General features: G+C 38.0%; 11 protein-coding genes. 2 read left to right on the plus strand and 9 right to left on the minus strand.

Annotated features, from left to right (window positions below):
* Positions 1–23: 23 nt before the first annotated feature.
* From ACSLUO_RS03865 to fadR, 5 genes are all read right to left on the minus strand, one after another.
* Entirely contained in the window at positions 24–1,280 is a 1,257-nt protein-coding gene (locus ACSLUO_RS03865; protein ID WP_448246366.1) for a glycoside hydrolase family 117 protein, read from the minus strand.
* A 163-nt stretch (positions 1,281–1,443) separates the two neighbouring features.
* Positions 1,444–4,569: an efflux RND transporter permease subunit gene (locus ACSLUO_RS03870; RefSeq protein WP_448246367.1), complete on the minus strand. Its 3,126-nt coding sequence runs from the start codon at positions 4,567–4,569 to the stop codon at positions 1,444–1,446.
* Positions 4,569–5,912 carry an efflux RND transporter periplasmic adaptor subunit gene (locus ACSLUO_RS03875; RefSeq protein WP_448246369.1) on the minus strand — a complete coding sequence of 448 codons (1,344 nt, stop codon included), beginning with the start codon at positions 5,910–5,912 and terminating at the stop codon, positions 4,569–4,571. The genes ACSLUO_RS03870 and ACSLUO_RS03875 overlap by 1 nt, the downstream gene beginning before the upstream one ends.
* Positions 5,913–5,917: 5 nt before the next feature.
* Entirely contained in the window at positions 5,918–7,327 is a 1,410-nt protein-coding gene (locus ACSLUO_RS03880) for a TolC family protein (protein WP_448246371.1), read from the minus strand.
* A 640-nt stretch (positions 7,328–7,967) separates the two neighbouring features.
* Positions 7,968–8,678 (minus strand): fatty acid metabolism transcriptional regulator FadR, encoded by a 711-nt coding sequence (gene fadR / locus ACSLUO_RS03885; RefSeq protein WP_448246372.1) that lies wholly within the window; start codon positions 8,676–8,678, stop codon positions 7,968–7,970.
* Positions 8,679–8,886: 208 nt separating this feature from the next.
* Between fadR and nhaB the strand changes: the two genes are divergently transcribed.
* Together nhaB and dsbB are read left to right on the plus strand one after the other, a co-directional pair.
* The gene (gene nhaB / locus ACSLUO_RS03890) at positions 8,887–10,482 is read left to right on the plus strand and encodes a Na(+)/H(+) antiporter NhaB (RefSeq protein WP_448246374.1); all 1,596 of its coding nucleotides are present in this window, start codon (positions 8,887–8,889) and stop codon (positions 10,480–10,482) included.
* Between the two features lie 87 nt (positions 10,483–10,569).
* Positions 10,570–11,106, plus strand: a complete 537-nt coding sequence (gene dsbB, locus ACSLUO_RS03895; protein WP_448246376.1) for a disulfide bond formation protein DsbB — start codon at positions 10,570–10,572, stop codon at positions 11,104–11,106.
* Positions 11,107–11,196: 90 nt separating this feature from the next.
* Here the strand turns inward: dsbB and ACSLUO_RS03900 are convergent, their stop codons facing one another.
* The 4 genes from ACSLUO_RS03900 to ACSLUO_RS03915 all read right to left on the minus strand — a co-directional run bounded on the left by ACSLUO_RS03900 (position 11,197) and on the right by ACSLUO_RS03915 (position 15,120).
* Positions 11,197–12,585: an SLC13 family permease gene (locus tag ACSLUO_RS03900; RefSeq protein ID WP_448246859.1), complete on the minus strand. Its 1,389-nt coding sequence runs from the start codon at positions 12,583–12,585 to the stop codon at positions 11,197–11,199.
* 42 nt (positions 12,586–12,627) lie between these two features.
* Complete coding sequence (gene nagZ / locus ACSLUO_RS03905) at positions 12,628–13,668, minus strand: beta-N-acetylhexosaminidase (protein WP_448246377.1); 1,041 nt, start codon at positions 13,666–13,668, stop codon at positions 12,628–12,630.
* 6 nt (positions 13,669–13,674) lie between these two features.
* Positions 13,675–14,319, minus strand: coding sequence for a TetR family transcriptional repressor PsrA (gene psrA, locus ACSLUO_RS03910; protein ID WP_448246379.1), 645 nt, complete (start codon positions 14,317–14,319; stop codon positions 13,675–13,677).
* Positions 14,320–14,430: 111 nt separating this feature from the next.
* Positions 14,431–15,120 carry a CPBP family intramembrane glutamic endopeptidase gene (locus tag ACSLUO_RS03915; RefSeq protein WP_448246381.1) on the minus strand — a complete coding sequence of 230 codons (690 nt, stop codon included), beginning with the start codon at positions 15,118–15,120 and terminating at the stop codon, positions 14,431–14,433.
* Positions 15,121–15,288 lie beyond the last annotated feature (168 nt).

Below are 15,288 nucleotides of genomic sequence, written 5' to 3' on the forward strand. Positions count from 1 at the left end.
GGAGCAATCAGAGAAATGAACTATTATTCGGCTTTCTTTTTACCCATCACCGCTTCTCTTTTAGGGCCTGGGCGGTTCGCTTTAAAAGTAAACTTAGTCATGTAATTATATCCTTCAAACCATTGTTGGCCTGGCTCTGTATGATATTCATGTGATAAGCCCCATGCTAGCGCAGCACCTGGATATTGATCACCATCAAGTGATTCAACAGTACCTATCGCGTCAGGAACATTACGAATATACGACATAATTTCAAAATTAATACCGTCATTTGAAAACTGCATTGTGCCTTGCTCTGGCCCATCTTTACAGGAGATCATGGCAATACCATCACGATATTTCCAAATAGCAAGTTCATGACCACTTTGGGTAATAGGATTAAATTCAGATTTAATATATGGCCCTTCTGGTTTGTCAGCAATCGCCACACCCCATCGTATTTCACGACCACCGGCAGTTGTTTTTTCGCCATAACGTTCGCCTTTATAATACAAATAAAATTGATTGTTATAAAACATCAATGTTGGATCATGTACTTTATGGCTGTCGAAATCGCCTTGGTTTTTCGCTAAAAAGCGATTATCTTCTTCGCCTAACCATTCACCATTATCTGCTGGTTTTAAAATAGGTTTGGCTAATTTTTTCCATGGGCCTCTAGGAGAGTCAGCAATTGCCATACCCACTTCATTTTTAGTGCGATTTAAATACGGCGCTTTTATGGTTTGATAAACAAGATAATATTTACCCTTGTGTGCCATCACCTCTGGCGTAAACACAGAACGGTCGTCATATTGGCCTGGTTCTCCTCGCCCAACCGCAATACCTTGTTCATCCCAATGGTTGCCATCTTTAGACGTGGCGTACCACACTTCGGTTTTATCCCATGGAAATACTTTCGCTTCAGGATCGTCTGAACCAAAACCAAAGCTTGGCCCTACACTTTTTGAATACCAAGTGTAATAAAGGCCGTCAATAAACAATACTTTTGAAGGGTCACGTCTTGTTACGCCAGCTTCAAAGGCAAAATCACCGGTTAGCTTTTGTTTGCTAAACCAACCGAACCATTCTGCATTTTTATGGTAGTTTCGTGCTAATGCTCGTTTTGATGCTGCACTTAATTTGGTAGGGTCTTTTATCGCTAAATAGTCAAAATCAGCTTGGCTGTATTGTGATATATCAAAACCATCGGTTTTTTCGACGACATGAGGACTTTGAGTACATGCTATTAAGCCCGCTGTTAATAGTAAGCTTAATGGCATAAATCGCGTATATTTTTTCATTAAAATTTTCCAAAATAAACATTATAGTTAACAATCTACCATATAAAGACGCGACTCAAAAGAACATCCGTATTTAAAACCCGCCTTTTATATGCAAATTTTTGCATTTGAATGTTCATTTACAAATTTAACTAAATATACGCTGTTAAATAATAACTAATCCTTATGACTCAGGGTTATATTGTACTTGCGCTTGTGGTTTAACACCTTTAACCAAGTTAATTAAGCGTTCCATAATTAAATAATTCACGGGTACTAAAATTAAGGTAATAAAGGTACCAAATAAAATACCAAAACCTAATGATACTGCCATTGGTATTAAAAACTGTGCCTGTGTCGATTGTTCAAATAACAAAGGCATTAAACCAATAAAGGTTGTTAAACTAGTTAACATAACCGGTCTAAATCGGGCAGCTCCGGCGGTTAATACGGCTTCCATCACCGCCATGCCTTCAAGGCGTTTTTTGTTAATAAAATCAACCAATACTAAGGAGTCATTAACAATAACGCCAATTAATGCCAACATTCCTAACACACTCATAATGGTTAATTCCATACCCATTATCCAATGTCCAACTACCGAGCCAACCATGCCAAAAGGTATAATACTCATCACAACTATGGGTTGTAGATAAGACTTAAACGGGATCGCTAATAAGGCATAAATAATAAAGAATACAAACATTAGTGCCCACCCTAAAGAGCCAAACGATTCACTTTGCTCTTTTGCTTCACCTTCAAGTGTGTAACTTACACTTGGGTACTGCGCAACCAGCTCGTCCATATAAGCGCGTAAATCCGCTTGTAAAATGGTCATATTAGTATTTGTTTTTTCAATATCGGCAGTAATACTTACAGTTCGGTATAAGTTAATACGTGTGATCGTTGATGGGCTTGTTCCCGGAATTAATGTTGCAACATGCGATAACGGCACTAAACCACCGCTTGGCGTGTTGATCAAGATATCTTCAAGGTCGGCAGTTGTTCTTCGTTCTTCTAGCGGTAAACGTACCATCACACGAACATCATCTCGACCACGTTGAATTCGCTGAACCTGAGCACCAAAAAATGCTTGTCGTACTTGATTAGAAACACTAGTACGAGTTAAACCTAATGCTTTACCTTGCTCTGTTAATTCAATTTGTAGCTCTTGTTTACCGTTTGATAAACTATCGGCAATATCAAATACTGTGGGATAAGTTGCTAAACGTTCTTTTACTTTTTCGGCAACTACCTGCAAAGTATTTAACGAACTTCCTGCTAATTGCACGTCGATAGGATCTGATGAACGTCCAATTTCCGCCCTAAAACTAATCGTTTCAGCCCCAGGTATGGTGCCAATTAAGTTACGCCATTCTCTTAATAACTCACCCGAAGTAATGGCGAGTTCTCGTGATTCTGGCGGGGTAATTTCAAAACGCACACTACCGCTATTAGAAGAACCACCACGACCGCCAGTTGACGCTAAAATGTTAATAATGACACTTTTATTAGTAGACGGCTCAATGTACTTTTGTTGTAACTCTTGTGCCTTGTCTGCCATTTTAATAATGTGCTTATTAGTCACTTCAAACGGCGTGCCCGCAGGTAAAGTAATTGACGCACGGATAGTTTCACTTGGAATACGCGGGAAGAAAATAAACTTAGTCCAACCGCTCATAATTAAAGATAAAATAACTAAAAATACGGCAATAAAACCTAATAATGTCGTGGTTTTATGCATAACCGCTCGTTTTAACAGCGGCTGATAATATTTTATAATGGTTTGTTCAAAACCATCGGCAAAACGTTGTTGTAATAAGCTAAGTTTAGATTTTTTCTCTTTTTCAGAGCGAAGTTTTAAGTGTTTTAAATGTGAGGGTAAAACAAACTTTGACTCGATTAATGAAAATAATAAAACGGGAATAACCACAACCGGAATTTGTGAAAATAAAGCGCCTCTATTGCCCTCAATAAAAGCTAAAGGCAAAAAGGCAGCTACGGTTGTTAAAATACCAAAAGTAACAGGCGTTGCTACTTCTTGCGTACCTAATATTGCGGCCTCTTCTCCTGATTTGGCTGTTTTTAATTTGGTATATATGTTTTCCCCCGTAACAATGGCATCGTCCACCACAATGCCAAGCACCAAAATAAAACCAAATAAGCTCATTATATTAAGGGTTACACCAAAAACAGGCATAAGAATAAACGCGCCCATAAATGACACAGGTATACCGATAAACACCCAAAAGGCAATAGATGGCCTTAAGAATAAGGTTAATAACGCCAGCACTAAAATACCGCCCTGCAAAGCACTGGTGGTTAAAGTAGCAATACGGTTTTTAACAATTTGTGAATCGTCATCCCAAAAACTTAAATCGAAGCCCTCAGGTAATAGATCTTGTTGCTCTTCAATATAATTTCTAACCGCCGCAGCAACTTCAATAGCGCTTTGTTGACCAATGCGATAAACATCAATAAATGCCGCTTGTTTACCATTAAAACGCGCTCGTACTGGCGTTTCTTCAAAACCGTCATTTATATTGGCAATATCACCTAAGCGAATGATAGAACCATCAACATTGGTTTTAATAACGATTTTTTCAAATTCATCTTTACGGTAAGCTTGCCCTTTCGAACGTAATAAAATATCGCCGCCTTGCGTTTTTAGGTTACCCGCCGAAATATCTGTGCTGGAGCTAGCAATAGCCGATGAAACTTGCCCAATACTCAAATTGTACTGTCGTAAGGTATCTTGTGATATTTCAATGGCTATTTCATAATTACGAATACCCGCTAATTCAACTTGGGTGATGGTGGGGATTTTTAATAAGTCATCACGTACTTTTTCTGCATATTCACGTGTTTCTTTTTCACCATAAATACTAGCAATAGTCACGGCAATCACTTCACGTTTACGAGTTGCGAGCGCAACTATCGGTTTTTCCGCATCGGCCGGAAAGGTATTGATAGCATCAACACGGCTTTTAATATCTGCCAACATTTCTCGTGGGTCATAACCACTTTCAACTTCAATGGTTACATTGGCTGAGCCTTCAGAAGAGCGGCTGCTTATTTCTTCAACCCCTTCTAAGTCTTGTACCGCTTCTTCAATCCGAATAGAAATACTTTGCTCTACATCTTCCGGGGTTGCCCCTCGTAATGAAACACTAACACTGATGTTATCAGTTTCAAACGATGGGAATATCTCAAGCGGTATCCGTGTGGTTAAACTAAATAAACCAATAATTAAAATGGTGACGAGTAATAAATTTGCCGCCACATGATTCCGAGCAAACCAAGCAATCATTAGTTGTTCACCTTATCTTGTGGCGCTTTTCTTTCAGGTTTGTCACCGTTCATTTTTCTGCGCTCAGCTAATAAAACTTCAACACTAACGCCTTTTTCTGCAGCCATTTTTTCAAGCTTTTCACGGCGTTGTTTTGGCATCTGTTGCGATGATTGACCGCGCTGTGCCACTTGTCCTTCAATGGCTACGGGTGTGCCTGAATTAACTTGCCCTAAAGAGGTTAATACCAATTCATCACCTGCATTCAAGCCATTCGCAACAATCGCTTCAGTACCATTTTGCCAACCTAGTTTTATGTCTTTTCGTTTTAATACACCTTGTTCAACAACATAAACATAACTCCCTTGATAAATGGCACTGCTAGGAATAACTAAGGCATTATCAATATTTCTACCAGTAATTTCGGCTGTAACATACTGACCTATTTTAATTTGACCGTTGTTATTTTCGTTTTTATCGTAAGGGCGATTAATTTGTGCCACCACATAAAGCTGTTGTGAACTTTGATCAATGGCACTTTCCGTACGGATAATACGGCCTTGCCATTGTTGCTTGCCGATCAAATCTGAATAAATCATCACATCATTGTTACCCTGCTGATGTTTTGGTTCAGTTAAGTACTCTTCAGGTAACTTCATCAAAGCTAAATCTTTATTCTTTATCGGTAAGCGTATTTCGACATAATCTGCCGCATAAATATCTGCTAATGCCGTATTACTTGAAACCACTTGACCAATATCAACGTGTTTTTTCAGAATTCGACCAGCATAAGGGGCAACTATTCTTGTACGCTCTAACGCTAGTTTCACTTTATCTAATTGTGCTTCCGCTGATAACACTTTCGCTTGTGCTGCCGCTAATTGCGGTTTGCGTAAGACAAGATCACTTGGGGCTTTGCCATTACCTAAACGTTGCCAATCAGCTTCGGCTTGGGCCACACGCGCCTCTTCTTCTTGTAATGCTTGTTTTGCCGACACTAAACTTGCTTGTGCTATTTTAACTTCGGCACGATGATCTCGGTCATCAAGTTGTACTAAAACATCACCTTTCTCAAAAAAGCCCCCAGCGCGAAACTCTGGACTAACCTGATTAATTTGCCCTGAAACCTGAGCAAATAATACACTTTGAGTTCTTGGCTCAACCGTACCAAAACTTTGCACCATCACTTGATAGTTTTTTGGTTCCAAGGTCGTTGTCGCTACCGTCATTTGCGGTGCTTTAGATGGCTTTGAACGATTATTTTCAGGTGGATTATCAAAAATAACTTTCATTAAAATTGCGGTCACAATAACAATAATAGCGGGAATGATAATTTTACCTAGTGCGTTATTTTGCTTATTCATGATAATTATTCAGCCTTAATTTGTGGTGCTTCAGGGTCTAGTGATGATGTGGCAAAGTCACCACCTAAGTAAAAATGTAAATTAATACGGTTTGTTAGTAACTGACGCTTAAGTTGAATCAGTGTACTTTGTGCTTGATATAAACGCTCTTGAGCATCAAGTACCGTGGTATAACTGACTAAACCACTTTGATATTGCTCAAATGAAAGCGTAGCCGCAATGTTAGCGTTTTCTTGTGCTGCTAACATGGCTTGATAACGTTGCTTTAAGCTATGTTCAGTTGAAATAGCATTTTCAACATCACTAAAAGCGCTGTATAAGGTATCTAAATAAAGTTGTTCCGTTTGTTTTAACGTTAAACGGACTTTTTCTTCATTAGCGGCTAAGCGGCCAGCATTAAACAATGGTGTAGAAATTCTGCCAAGCAACGACCAAGCTAATGATGAACTCGATAATAAATCTCCAATGTCATTTTGCGAATCGCCAATAGAAGCTGATAAACTCAAACTTGGAAAGCGTTGCTTATGGGCATAAGCTAAACCCGCATCTTGTGCCAACAATTGGTACCAGCTTGCTTTTAATGCAGGTTTACGACTGATCAACTCTGACGGTAAACCTAGTGGAATGTGGTTTTCAATTAATGGTAACTCTGCCTCAACCAATAAACGCCCCGCAGGATAATCACCCACGAGTTGCTCTAAGTTTCTTACTAACTTAGTTTTTTCTGTCGTTTGATTGGCAACTTGCGCTAACTTGTTATTTAACTCATTGCGCGTTAAATACACATCGAGTGATTCATTTAAACCGGCATTATAACCCGCTTCAATTATCGCTAAGTTTTGCTGTGAGTTTTCAACTTGTTGTTGATACAAAGTTAGCAGTTTATCTGCTTCAACAATAGCAAACCAGGTAGTAACAACATCAACCAATAATTGTTGCTTAGCTTCTTCAAAAGCGGCTAATTCAGCCAAGTAGTTATAGTGATTTTGTCTTTCAGCCGCCGATAACTTGCCCCAAAGGTCAAGCTCGTAGCTTAAATTTAAATCGAGATCATGAGAGTTACTATAACTGTCTGGCTCAGTCGTTTTATTACGTCTGCTTTGAAAAGATAAATCAAGCTCTGGCCATAATTCACTGCCAGCAATAATGACTGACTGTTTGTTAATTTCAACACGATAGGCCTGTGCTTGTAATTGATAATTTTTAGTTAAGGCTTTATTGATTAATTCCTGCAAAGCACTATTTTCAAGTGCGGTTAGCCAATTGTTATCTACAGTTAATAGTGGTGTGCTTTGCTGCCATTGCTCGGGCACAACCGGTGTTTGCACATTTTCATTTATTGAAGATAAATTGCTGCATGAAAACAGCAAGCTACCAAGCAATATCGGAAAACAGGGTTTAAACTTAATAAACATAAAATAGTCAACCTATGGTAAATAACCTGAATCAGGGTAACAACTTGCTTTCTAGCTGTTATTTTTCTTTCTTGTTAAGTTAAATTTGATTGCTATGCCTTCAATAATTGAGAAGGTAGAGCGACGTTTAAATCAAAACCGAGACTCGCTATTACCTCTCAAATTTGTTTAGACCTAAGAAAAAAGCATTTCATTTTATCATGTTAGCCTGCTTTTTATCTCCAGCTCAGTGCCAATAAACCAAGCTTAAATTCATCATGATTAATCATTATGCGCAACGAGATAAAATGCAAATAAAACGTTAATCATTAAATATTAAAAATTGATAGTAAAATTAACGCTGCTTACCCTAAATATTTCCTTTGATTGTACCTAGATTAGCAAGCAAAACTGGCTAACTTTACATTAATTTACAATCCGTTAATGATTTTCTCTATAAGTGATAAAAAATCGTTAATAAACGCAACTAAATGTAACAAAATATATTAATTTAAGAAGGGCTAATTAAGTATTAAGTAATGTGAAATGAACACTAAAAGAGTGTTTGATAAAATAAAAACAGGATTTAAGTAGCGCAACCTAAACCCTGTTTACTTTGGTAAGAAAATGGCAATAAATTAAAGGAATAAAAGTTGACAGCTTAATCAGCCATTTCTTTTAAAATATCATCTTTTAGCTCAGCCCATAATTTTCCAGATTCAATACCGTAATTTCTGACAACAATAACCGCTTCATTAAATTTCCCTTCTTGCGCAAGAGTAATTAAATTTTGATAATATTGTCTTGAAATATCACGTCCTTTGGGATGAGCAAAATAATAACTGCCCATACGAGAATACAATCCTCTAAAGCCATTTAAAATAAGCAAATAAATCGGGTTACCGGATGCAACCACTAACGCTTTATTTAACTGATAATCAAAGTCGGCAAATGCTTCACCTGTATCTTCAATATCCTGATAAGCTGATAATAGTTCAATGGCTTTTTCTGGGTTATTTTTTAACGCACCACGAATATAAATAGCGCTAATATTTGTTCTAGCTGACATCAAATTATCAACTAATTCAGGTACGCCTTCTTGATCAAGTTGAGCTAAGGTTTCTAAAATATTTAAGCTGGAAGTCTCCCAAAAGTCGTTAACTTGAGTAGGTTTACCATGTTTTATCGTTAACCAACCGTCTCTAGCTAAACGCTGTAATACTTCTCTCAACGTAGTACGTGTTACGCCAATCAGCTCAGAAAGCTCTCTTTCTGCCGGTAAAATTGTTCCTGGTGCAAAACGGCCATTCCAAATAGATTCAACAATATACTGTTCAGCGAAACCCGCTGGACTATGTGCTTTAATGACCATAAGAAATTTCTCAAAATAATTAACGTTGGTAAACTGATTGTACCAGAAGAACATATTGATACAAATCAGTAAATAATGCTTTTCCAAATATTTTTTACGTTCACTATTAATATGAATTATTTATCTATGCTATTATTCGCCCCAAATTTATCCGCCTATTTAATTTGAACATTAAATAATTTAACAACAACTTTAGTTAAGGTTAACTATGCAACAATCATTTATAGCCGCCTTTCAAAAGAATTTCTTAGGAAATTCACCTGAATGGTACAAATTAGCGATCATCGCTTTTTTGGTTATTAACCCCATTTTATTTTTTTATGTCAGCCCTTATGTAGCTGGTTGGGCTTTAGTCTTAGAGTTTATTTTTACCTTAGCCATGGCGCTAAAATGTTATCCACTCCAGCCTGGCGGTTTATTAGCAATTGAAGCGGTATTTATCGGCATGACATCACCCGACCAAGTGATGCATGAAATGGTTGCCAATATCGAAGTACTGCTACTGCTGGTGTTTATGGTGGCGGGTATTTACTTTATGAAAAACCTTTTGTTGTTTTTATTCACTAAAATCATCACAAAGGTACAGTCAAAAATAGTTGTTTCATTATTATTTTGTTTTTCCGGTGCTTTTCTTTCAGCCTTTTTAGATGCCTTAACCGTTATTGCCGTTGTCATCAGTGTTGCTATTGGCTTCTATTCTGTTTATCACAAAGTTGCCTCTGGTAAACCTCATCATCATGACGATCATGACCATACGGAAGATCATGAATTTCCCGATTTATCTCGCTCAGATCTAGAGCAGTTTCGTGGTTACTTACGTAACTTGCTTATGCATGCTGGCGTAGGTACTGCCTTAGGCGGTGTTTGTACTATTGTTGGTGAGCCACAAAATTTAATTATTGGCCAACAAGCTGGCTGGGATTTTGTTGAATTTGCTATTCGTATGTCACCAGTTACTTTTCCTGTGCTGATTTGTGGTTTGTTAACTTGTGCGTTGATTGAAAAATTCAAAGTCTTTGGTTACGGCGTGTGTTTATCTGACAATGTTCGCCAAATATTAAACGACTTTGATAAAAACGAAACCGCCAACAGAACCACTCAAGATAAAGTTAAATTAGTGATGCAAGGTGTTATCGCTATTTGGTTAATTGTTGCTTTAGCACTGCATTTAGCAGCCGTTGGTTTAATTGGTTTAACCGTTATTATCTTTGCCACCGCGTTTACTGGGATTGTGGAAGAACATCAAATTGGCCACGCCTTCGAAGAAGCATTACCTTTTACGGCTTTATTAGCGGTATTTTTTGCCGTAGTAGCGGTTATTATTGACCAACAATTATTTACCCCGGTTATCACTTGGGTATTAACCTTTGAAGGTGATATGCAGCTGGTTATGTTCTACTTAGCCAATGGCCTATTGTCTATGGTTAGTGATAATGTTTTTGTTGGTACTGTTTATATTACTGAAGTTAAGAATGCGCTTATTAATGGCACAATCACTCGTGATCAATTTGATTTATTAGCGGTGGCAATTAACACAGGTACAAACTTACCAAGTGTTGCAACACCAAATGGTCAAGCGGCATTTTTATTCTTATTAACTTCTGCGTTAGCACCGCTGATCCGTTTATCTTATGGTCGTATGGTGATCATGGCATTCCCTTACACAATTGTATTAACGATTGTTGGTTTATTAACGATTTCTAGCGGTTATCTACAAAGTTCTACCGATAGTTTTTATGAATCAGGCTTAATACAACATCACTCAGCAAAAGACGCAATTGAGCATTCGGTTGGCGGTCATTAAACTTTTGTTACTATAAAAGCGCCTGAGGGCGCTTTTTTTTCCGCTGAAAATTATTTAACCTACAATAAATATTATGAGATCACATTCATGACCGATAAGAATAAATTCACTTTTATAAGTGCATTAGCCAATAATCCTAAAGCTTGGTTAATACTCGCGATCACTGCCTTAAGCTTAGAGCTTTGTGCTTTATATTTTCAATACATCATGGACTTAGCACCATGCATCATGTGTATTTATCAACGGGTTGCTATATTAGCCGTTTTTTTTGCTGGCTTAATAGGTTACTTTACTTGCCAACATCTTATTGGCCGATTACTCGCTTACAGCCTCTGGGCCGTTGGCGCTATTTGGGGCTTAATTATTGCGATTGAACATGTTGATATGCAAGGTGCGGCTTTTTCTTTATTTTTTAGTTGTGACATTATTCCTAATTTTCCAACTTGGGCACCGTTACATGAATGGCTACCTTTCTTCTTTGAAGCAACTGGCGATTGCGGTGATATTAACTGGCAATTTTTAGGCTATTCAATGCCACAATGGATGATCTTAATTTATAGTCTGTATACTGCCCTCTTTTTTGTTGTGATTGGCGCTCGTGTCGTCAATCTAAAAAGATTATAGTGCAAAATGTACCAGCAACTTGATAACAAGTTGCTGGTTACTATATCTTTACGTTTCTATGTTGTGATTATTAACGCTGTCAAAAATGCATTAAACCAACATCAAATAGCTGACTCCAGTAACCACAAACACAGTTAACAAACTTAAGATAAAGCCTTCTCGAACCATATCTTTAATATCAATCAAGCCTGTGCCATAAGCAATCGCATTAGGTGCCGTTGCTACCGGCAACATAAAAGCACAACTCGCACAAATGGTTGCAGGGATCATAAACACTAACGGATCTTGTTCTATTGCTATGGCTGCTGCAGCTAGTATCGGTAATAACAAAGTTGCCGTAGCTGTATTGCTGGTAATTTCCGTTAAATAAGTCACTACTAAACAAATAACTAATATCATCAGGATGATCGGAATAGCGGCTAATGATGCTAACCATTGCCCCAGCATTTCACTTAAGCCTGAGGCAACAAAACCTTTAGCAATAACAATACCGCCAGCAAATAACAATAACATGCCCCAAGGTATGGTTTTAGCCGTTTCCCAATGTAATAAGCGGCCATGTTTACCATCTTTTTTGCCATCAGAAGTGATAAACATCATTACCACGGCAAATAAAGCAACCGTACTATCACCAACGCCTTTTAAATTAAAAAGTTCAGACCAACCGCCAAACGGAGCTTGTCGAGTGATCCAAGCAAGTGCTGTTAACGAAAATATCAATAATACTCTTTTTTCTGCCACCCGCCATGGTGTTAATTCCGGTAGGGTTAACGCTAATTTTCCTTGAATATTACGAGTTAGCCACAATGCCATCAAAGGTAAAGATATGAGCACCACAGGCAAGCCTATTTTCATCCATTGTAAAAAGCTAAAACTTGCTGTTGTGGTTTCTTGATAAATCGCCATAAATATTACATTCGGTGGTGTGCCTATGGGGGTTGCTACGCCACCTAAACTAGCAGCATAAGCAATGCCCAAAACTAAAGCGCAGGCAAGCTTCTTATTATTAAACTTTGCCACTAACGCCAAAGCAATTGGCAACATGATCAAGGTAGTTGCCGTGTTCGATATCCACATACTGAGCATGGCCGAGGTCAGCATAAAAGCAAAAATTAACCGTTTACCACTCGACACTCCGACAAACTTCACCATATAGATAGCTAATCGCTCATGAACACGGCTTTGTTCAAGTGCTTTAGATAACATAAAAGCGCCCATTAATAATAAAATGACATGACTACCTAAGGCCGAAGCTGCCGTTTTATGGTCAATCACGCCAAATAAAGGTAATAAAGCAAAAGGTACGATTGAAGTAGCGGGAATAGGTAAGGCTTCGGTAACCCACCATAACACAGTTAAAGCGGTAACCGCCGCTGCAATAGCGGCCATTTTAGGTACCGATAAAAACATTAATAAACAATAAAAAGCAATTGCAAGTAATGGCGCTAGCCACAAAAAGGCATGTTTATTTAGTTTAATTGTCATTCGTTTTATTGCTCTTTATTTATTATTCGAGTGCACTTACGACATATTTTCGATAACACCATTTACCTGTTCAATGTGTTTATACGCGGTTTGCCAAACGGTACTTTGCGCTCTTGCTGACCAAGCAGATAAACTGTGTTGAGGTTTTAACATTTGTCGAATACGCATTTGGCTTTGCTTATTGATATCAAGCTGAGCTTGATCAATTACCTCAATGGCCGCAGCTCGGTCATTACACATTAAAAGCATATCACAACCGGCTTGTTGCGCCGCTTCAGCCCTTTCAACAAAACCACCAACAACAGATGCCCCTGCCATGGATAAATCATCACTAAAAATGACACCTTCAAAACCAAGCGCTTGCCGTAATATTTGCTGTAACCATTTTTTAGAAAAACCAACCGCTTCATCATCAACCGCAGGGAAAATAATATGTGCCGGCATCATCGCCGCCAATGCCTGCTGAGCAATTAACTGCTGAAAAGGTTTAATATCACCTTGCCAGATTTCTTCTTTGCTACGGTGATCTACCGGTAAAGCGATGTGCGAGTCTTCTTTAACACTACCATGGCCTGGGAAATGTTTACCTGTCGCTTTCATGCCAACACTTTGCATACCGTCGATAAACGCTTGTGCTAACAAGGTAACTTTGGCTTCATCGGCGTGAAAACCACGATCTCCAATTACATCACTGATACCATTTAGATCAAGTACTGGCGCAAAACTAATATCTATACCAACCGCGTGCACTTCTAACGCCATTAGTTGCCCCGCATAACGTGCGGTCAATTGAGCTTGTTGGATATTTTCATCACATACTTGCCATAACTTCCCCATAGCCGGTATTCGGCTAAAGCCATCACGAAAACGCTGTACTCGGCCACCTTCATGATCAACTGCAATTAATATCTCTTTTTTTGCATGTTTTTTTATTTGCTGCGTTAATTCACTTAACTGAGCTGGATCATGATAATTACGGGTAAATAAAATTAAGCCGCCCACTAATGGATGCTCAAGGATCTCTTTATCTTCTGCGGTTACAAAACAACCATCAACATCGATCATTAAAGGTCCCATAAACAATTACACTCCCATGTCTGGTGCTAAAGGTGTGATCGGAGCTGCTACTCCGGCGGCAACATAAGGGATGATTTTTTCAATAATGTGGGTAATTGACACGTCTTTTTGATAATCATTTAACGCTATATCAATTAATGCCTTACTTGACGACATGGTAAAAACAACCGTTCCCATGGTGAAATGTAAGCGCCAAAACATCTCTTCTTGACTTAGTTCTGGATAGGCTTTTTTTACGGCCGTGATAAAGTTTTCCATCACCTCTGGGTAACGGGTAGTTAAAAACCAGCGTAAAAAGCCTTGGCTATCGCTATAACCTCGGCCTAATAACAAAAGAAATATCGCGGTGCCATTTTCTCTAAAATCATTTAACGACACTAACGGTGCCACAAAGGCTGAAAACACTTGTGTTAAATTAGGCTTTTCTAGCGCACAAACACTTGCCAAAGTTGCTGATAAATTAGGAGATAGCTCATTCATGTAACGAGACATTACCGCTTTAATTAGCTCTTTTTTCGAACCAAAATGATAGTTAACCGCGGCTAAGTTAACTTCCGCGGCACTGGTGATTTCGCGTAACGAAGTACCGTTAAACCCCTGCTCAGCAAACAGTTTTTCAGCGGCATTTAAAATTTTGTCTTTAGTTGTCATAACAAAGAACCATATTATTTTAAAGGTAATGAGCTCATTTTAAACATGCGTTTAAAATTTTACAATGAACTTATCAAGCTGCTGGTGCTAGCTAACAATATAATAAGGTAACTACCAACCAATATATGCAGAATAACCAAAAATTACTTCGATCATAAAGTGAATAATTAGTGCCGGCCACAAACTGCCTGTTCGGATCGTTAACCAACTTAAAATAAGTGAGGCAAACATTAAAGGTATAGATTCAACCATTGGTTTTTTAATATGGAATAACGCTTCAAATACCGCTAAAAACAGCATAGCTATAACATCAGCCGATCTTTGCTCAATCGCCATTTTTTGTGCTAATACAAAACGTAGGCTACCTAACAAAAAGCCGCGATGAAATATTTCCCAGGCAATTACTGTTGATACCGTAAAAACCATAAAGCGCTCGAATCGCTGAGTTAAGTGCAAGTATTCAAGTGTTGCCCCTTTACGATAATAAGATAAATAAGCATCGGCAAAGTTAGCCAAATAAAAAGCCATAAAACATAAACCAAACACCGCAATAATAATCACCATTAAACTGTGTTTGTCAAAGCGCGGTAATTGAAAACTTAAGGTGCGTAATGGAATAGCTAACAACATTAAAATGATAATTGGAATAACAACCCTAAGTATTGGCCATAAAGTATAAAAACTCCCTATTACTAAATATTTACCAGCAAAATAATGACCAATTAATTGTAATAATAAGGCAGATAAAATAAGGGTAAATAAGGCTTTATGTTCGACGGGATGATGATTAACTGGAGTCACAAAAATAAGTCGCTATTATTATAAGAATCAAAGGTTAATAATGCATTAAACAAAAGTAGCAATACAAGTGTTATTCAAAACAAAGCATGCCATAAACAAAAAGTAACCGGTAAAATTTAATTGAACTAGGTTCAGGTATTGTCTATTTTTGTATATTCAATATACTGA

The organism is Thalassotalea agariperforans, assembly GCF_053470345.1.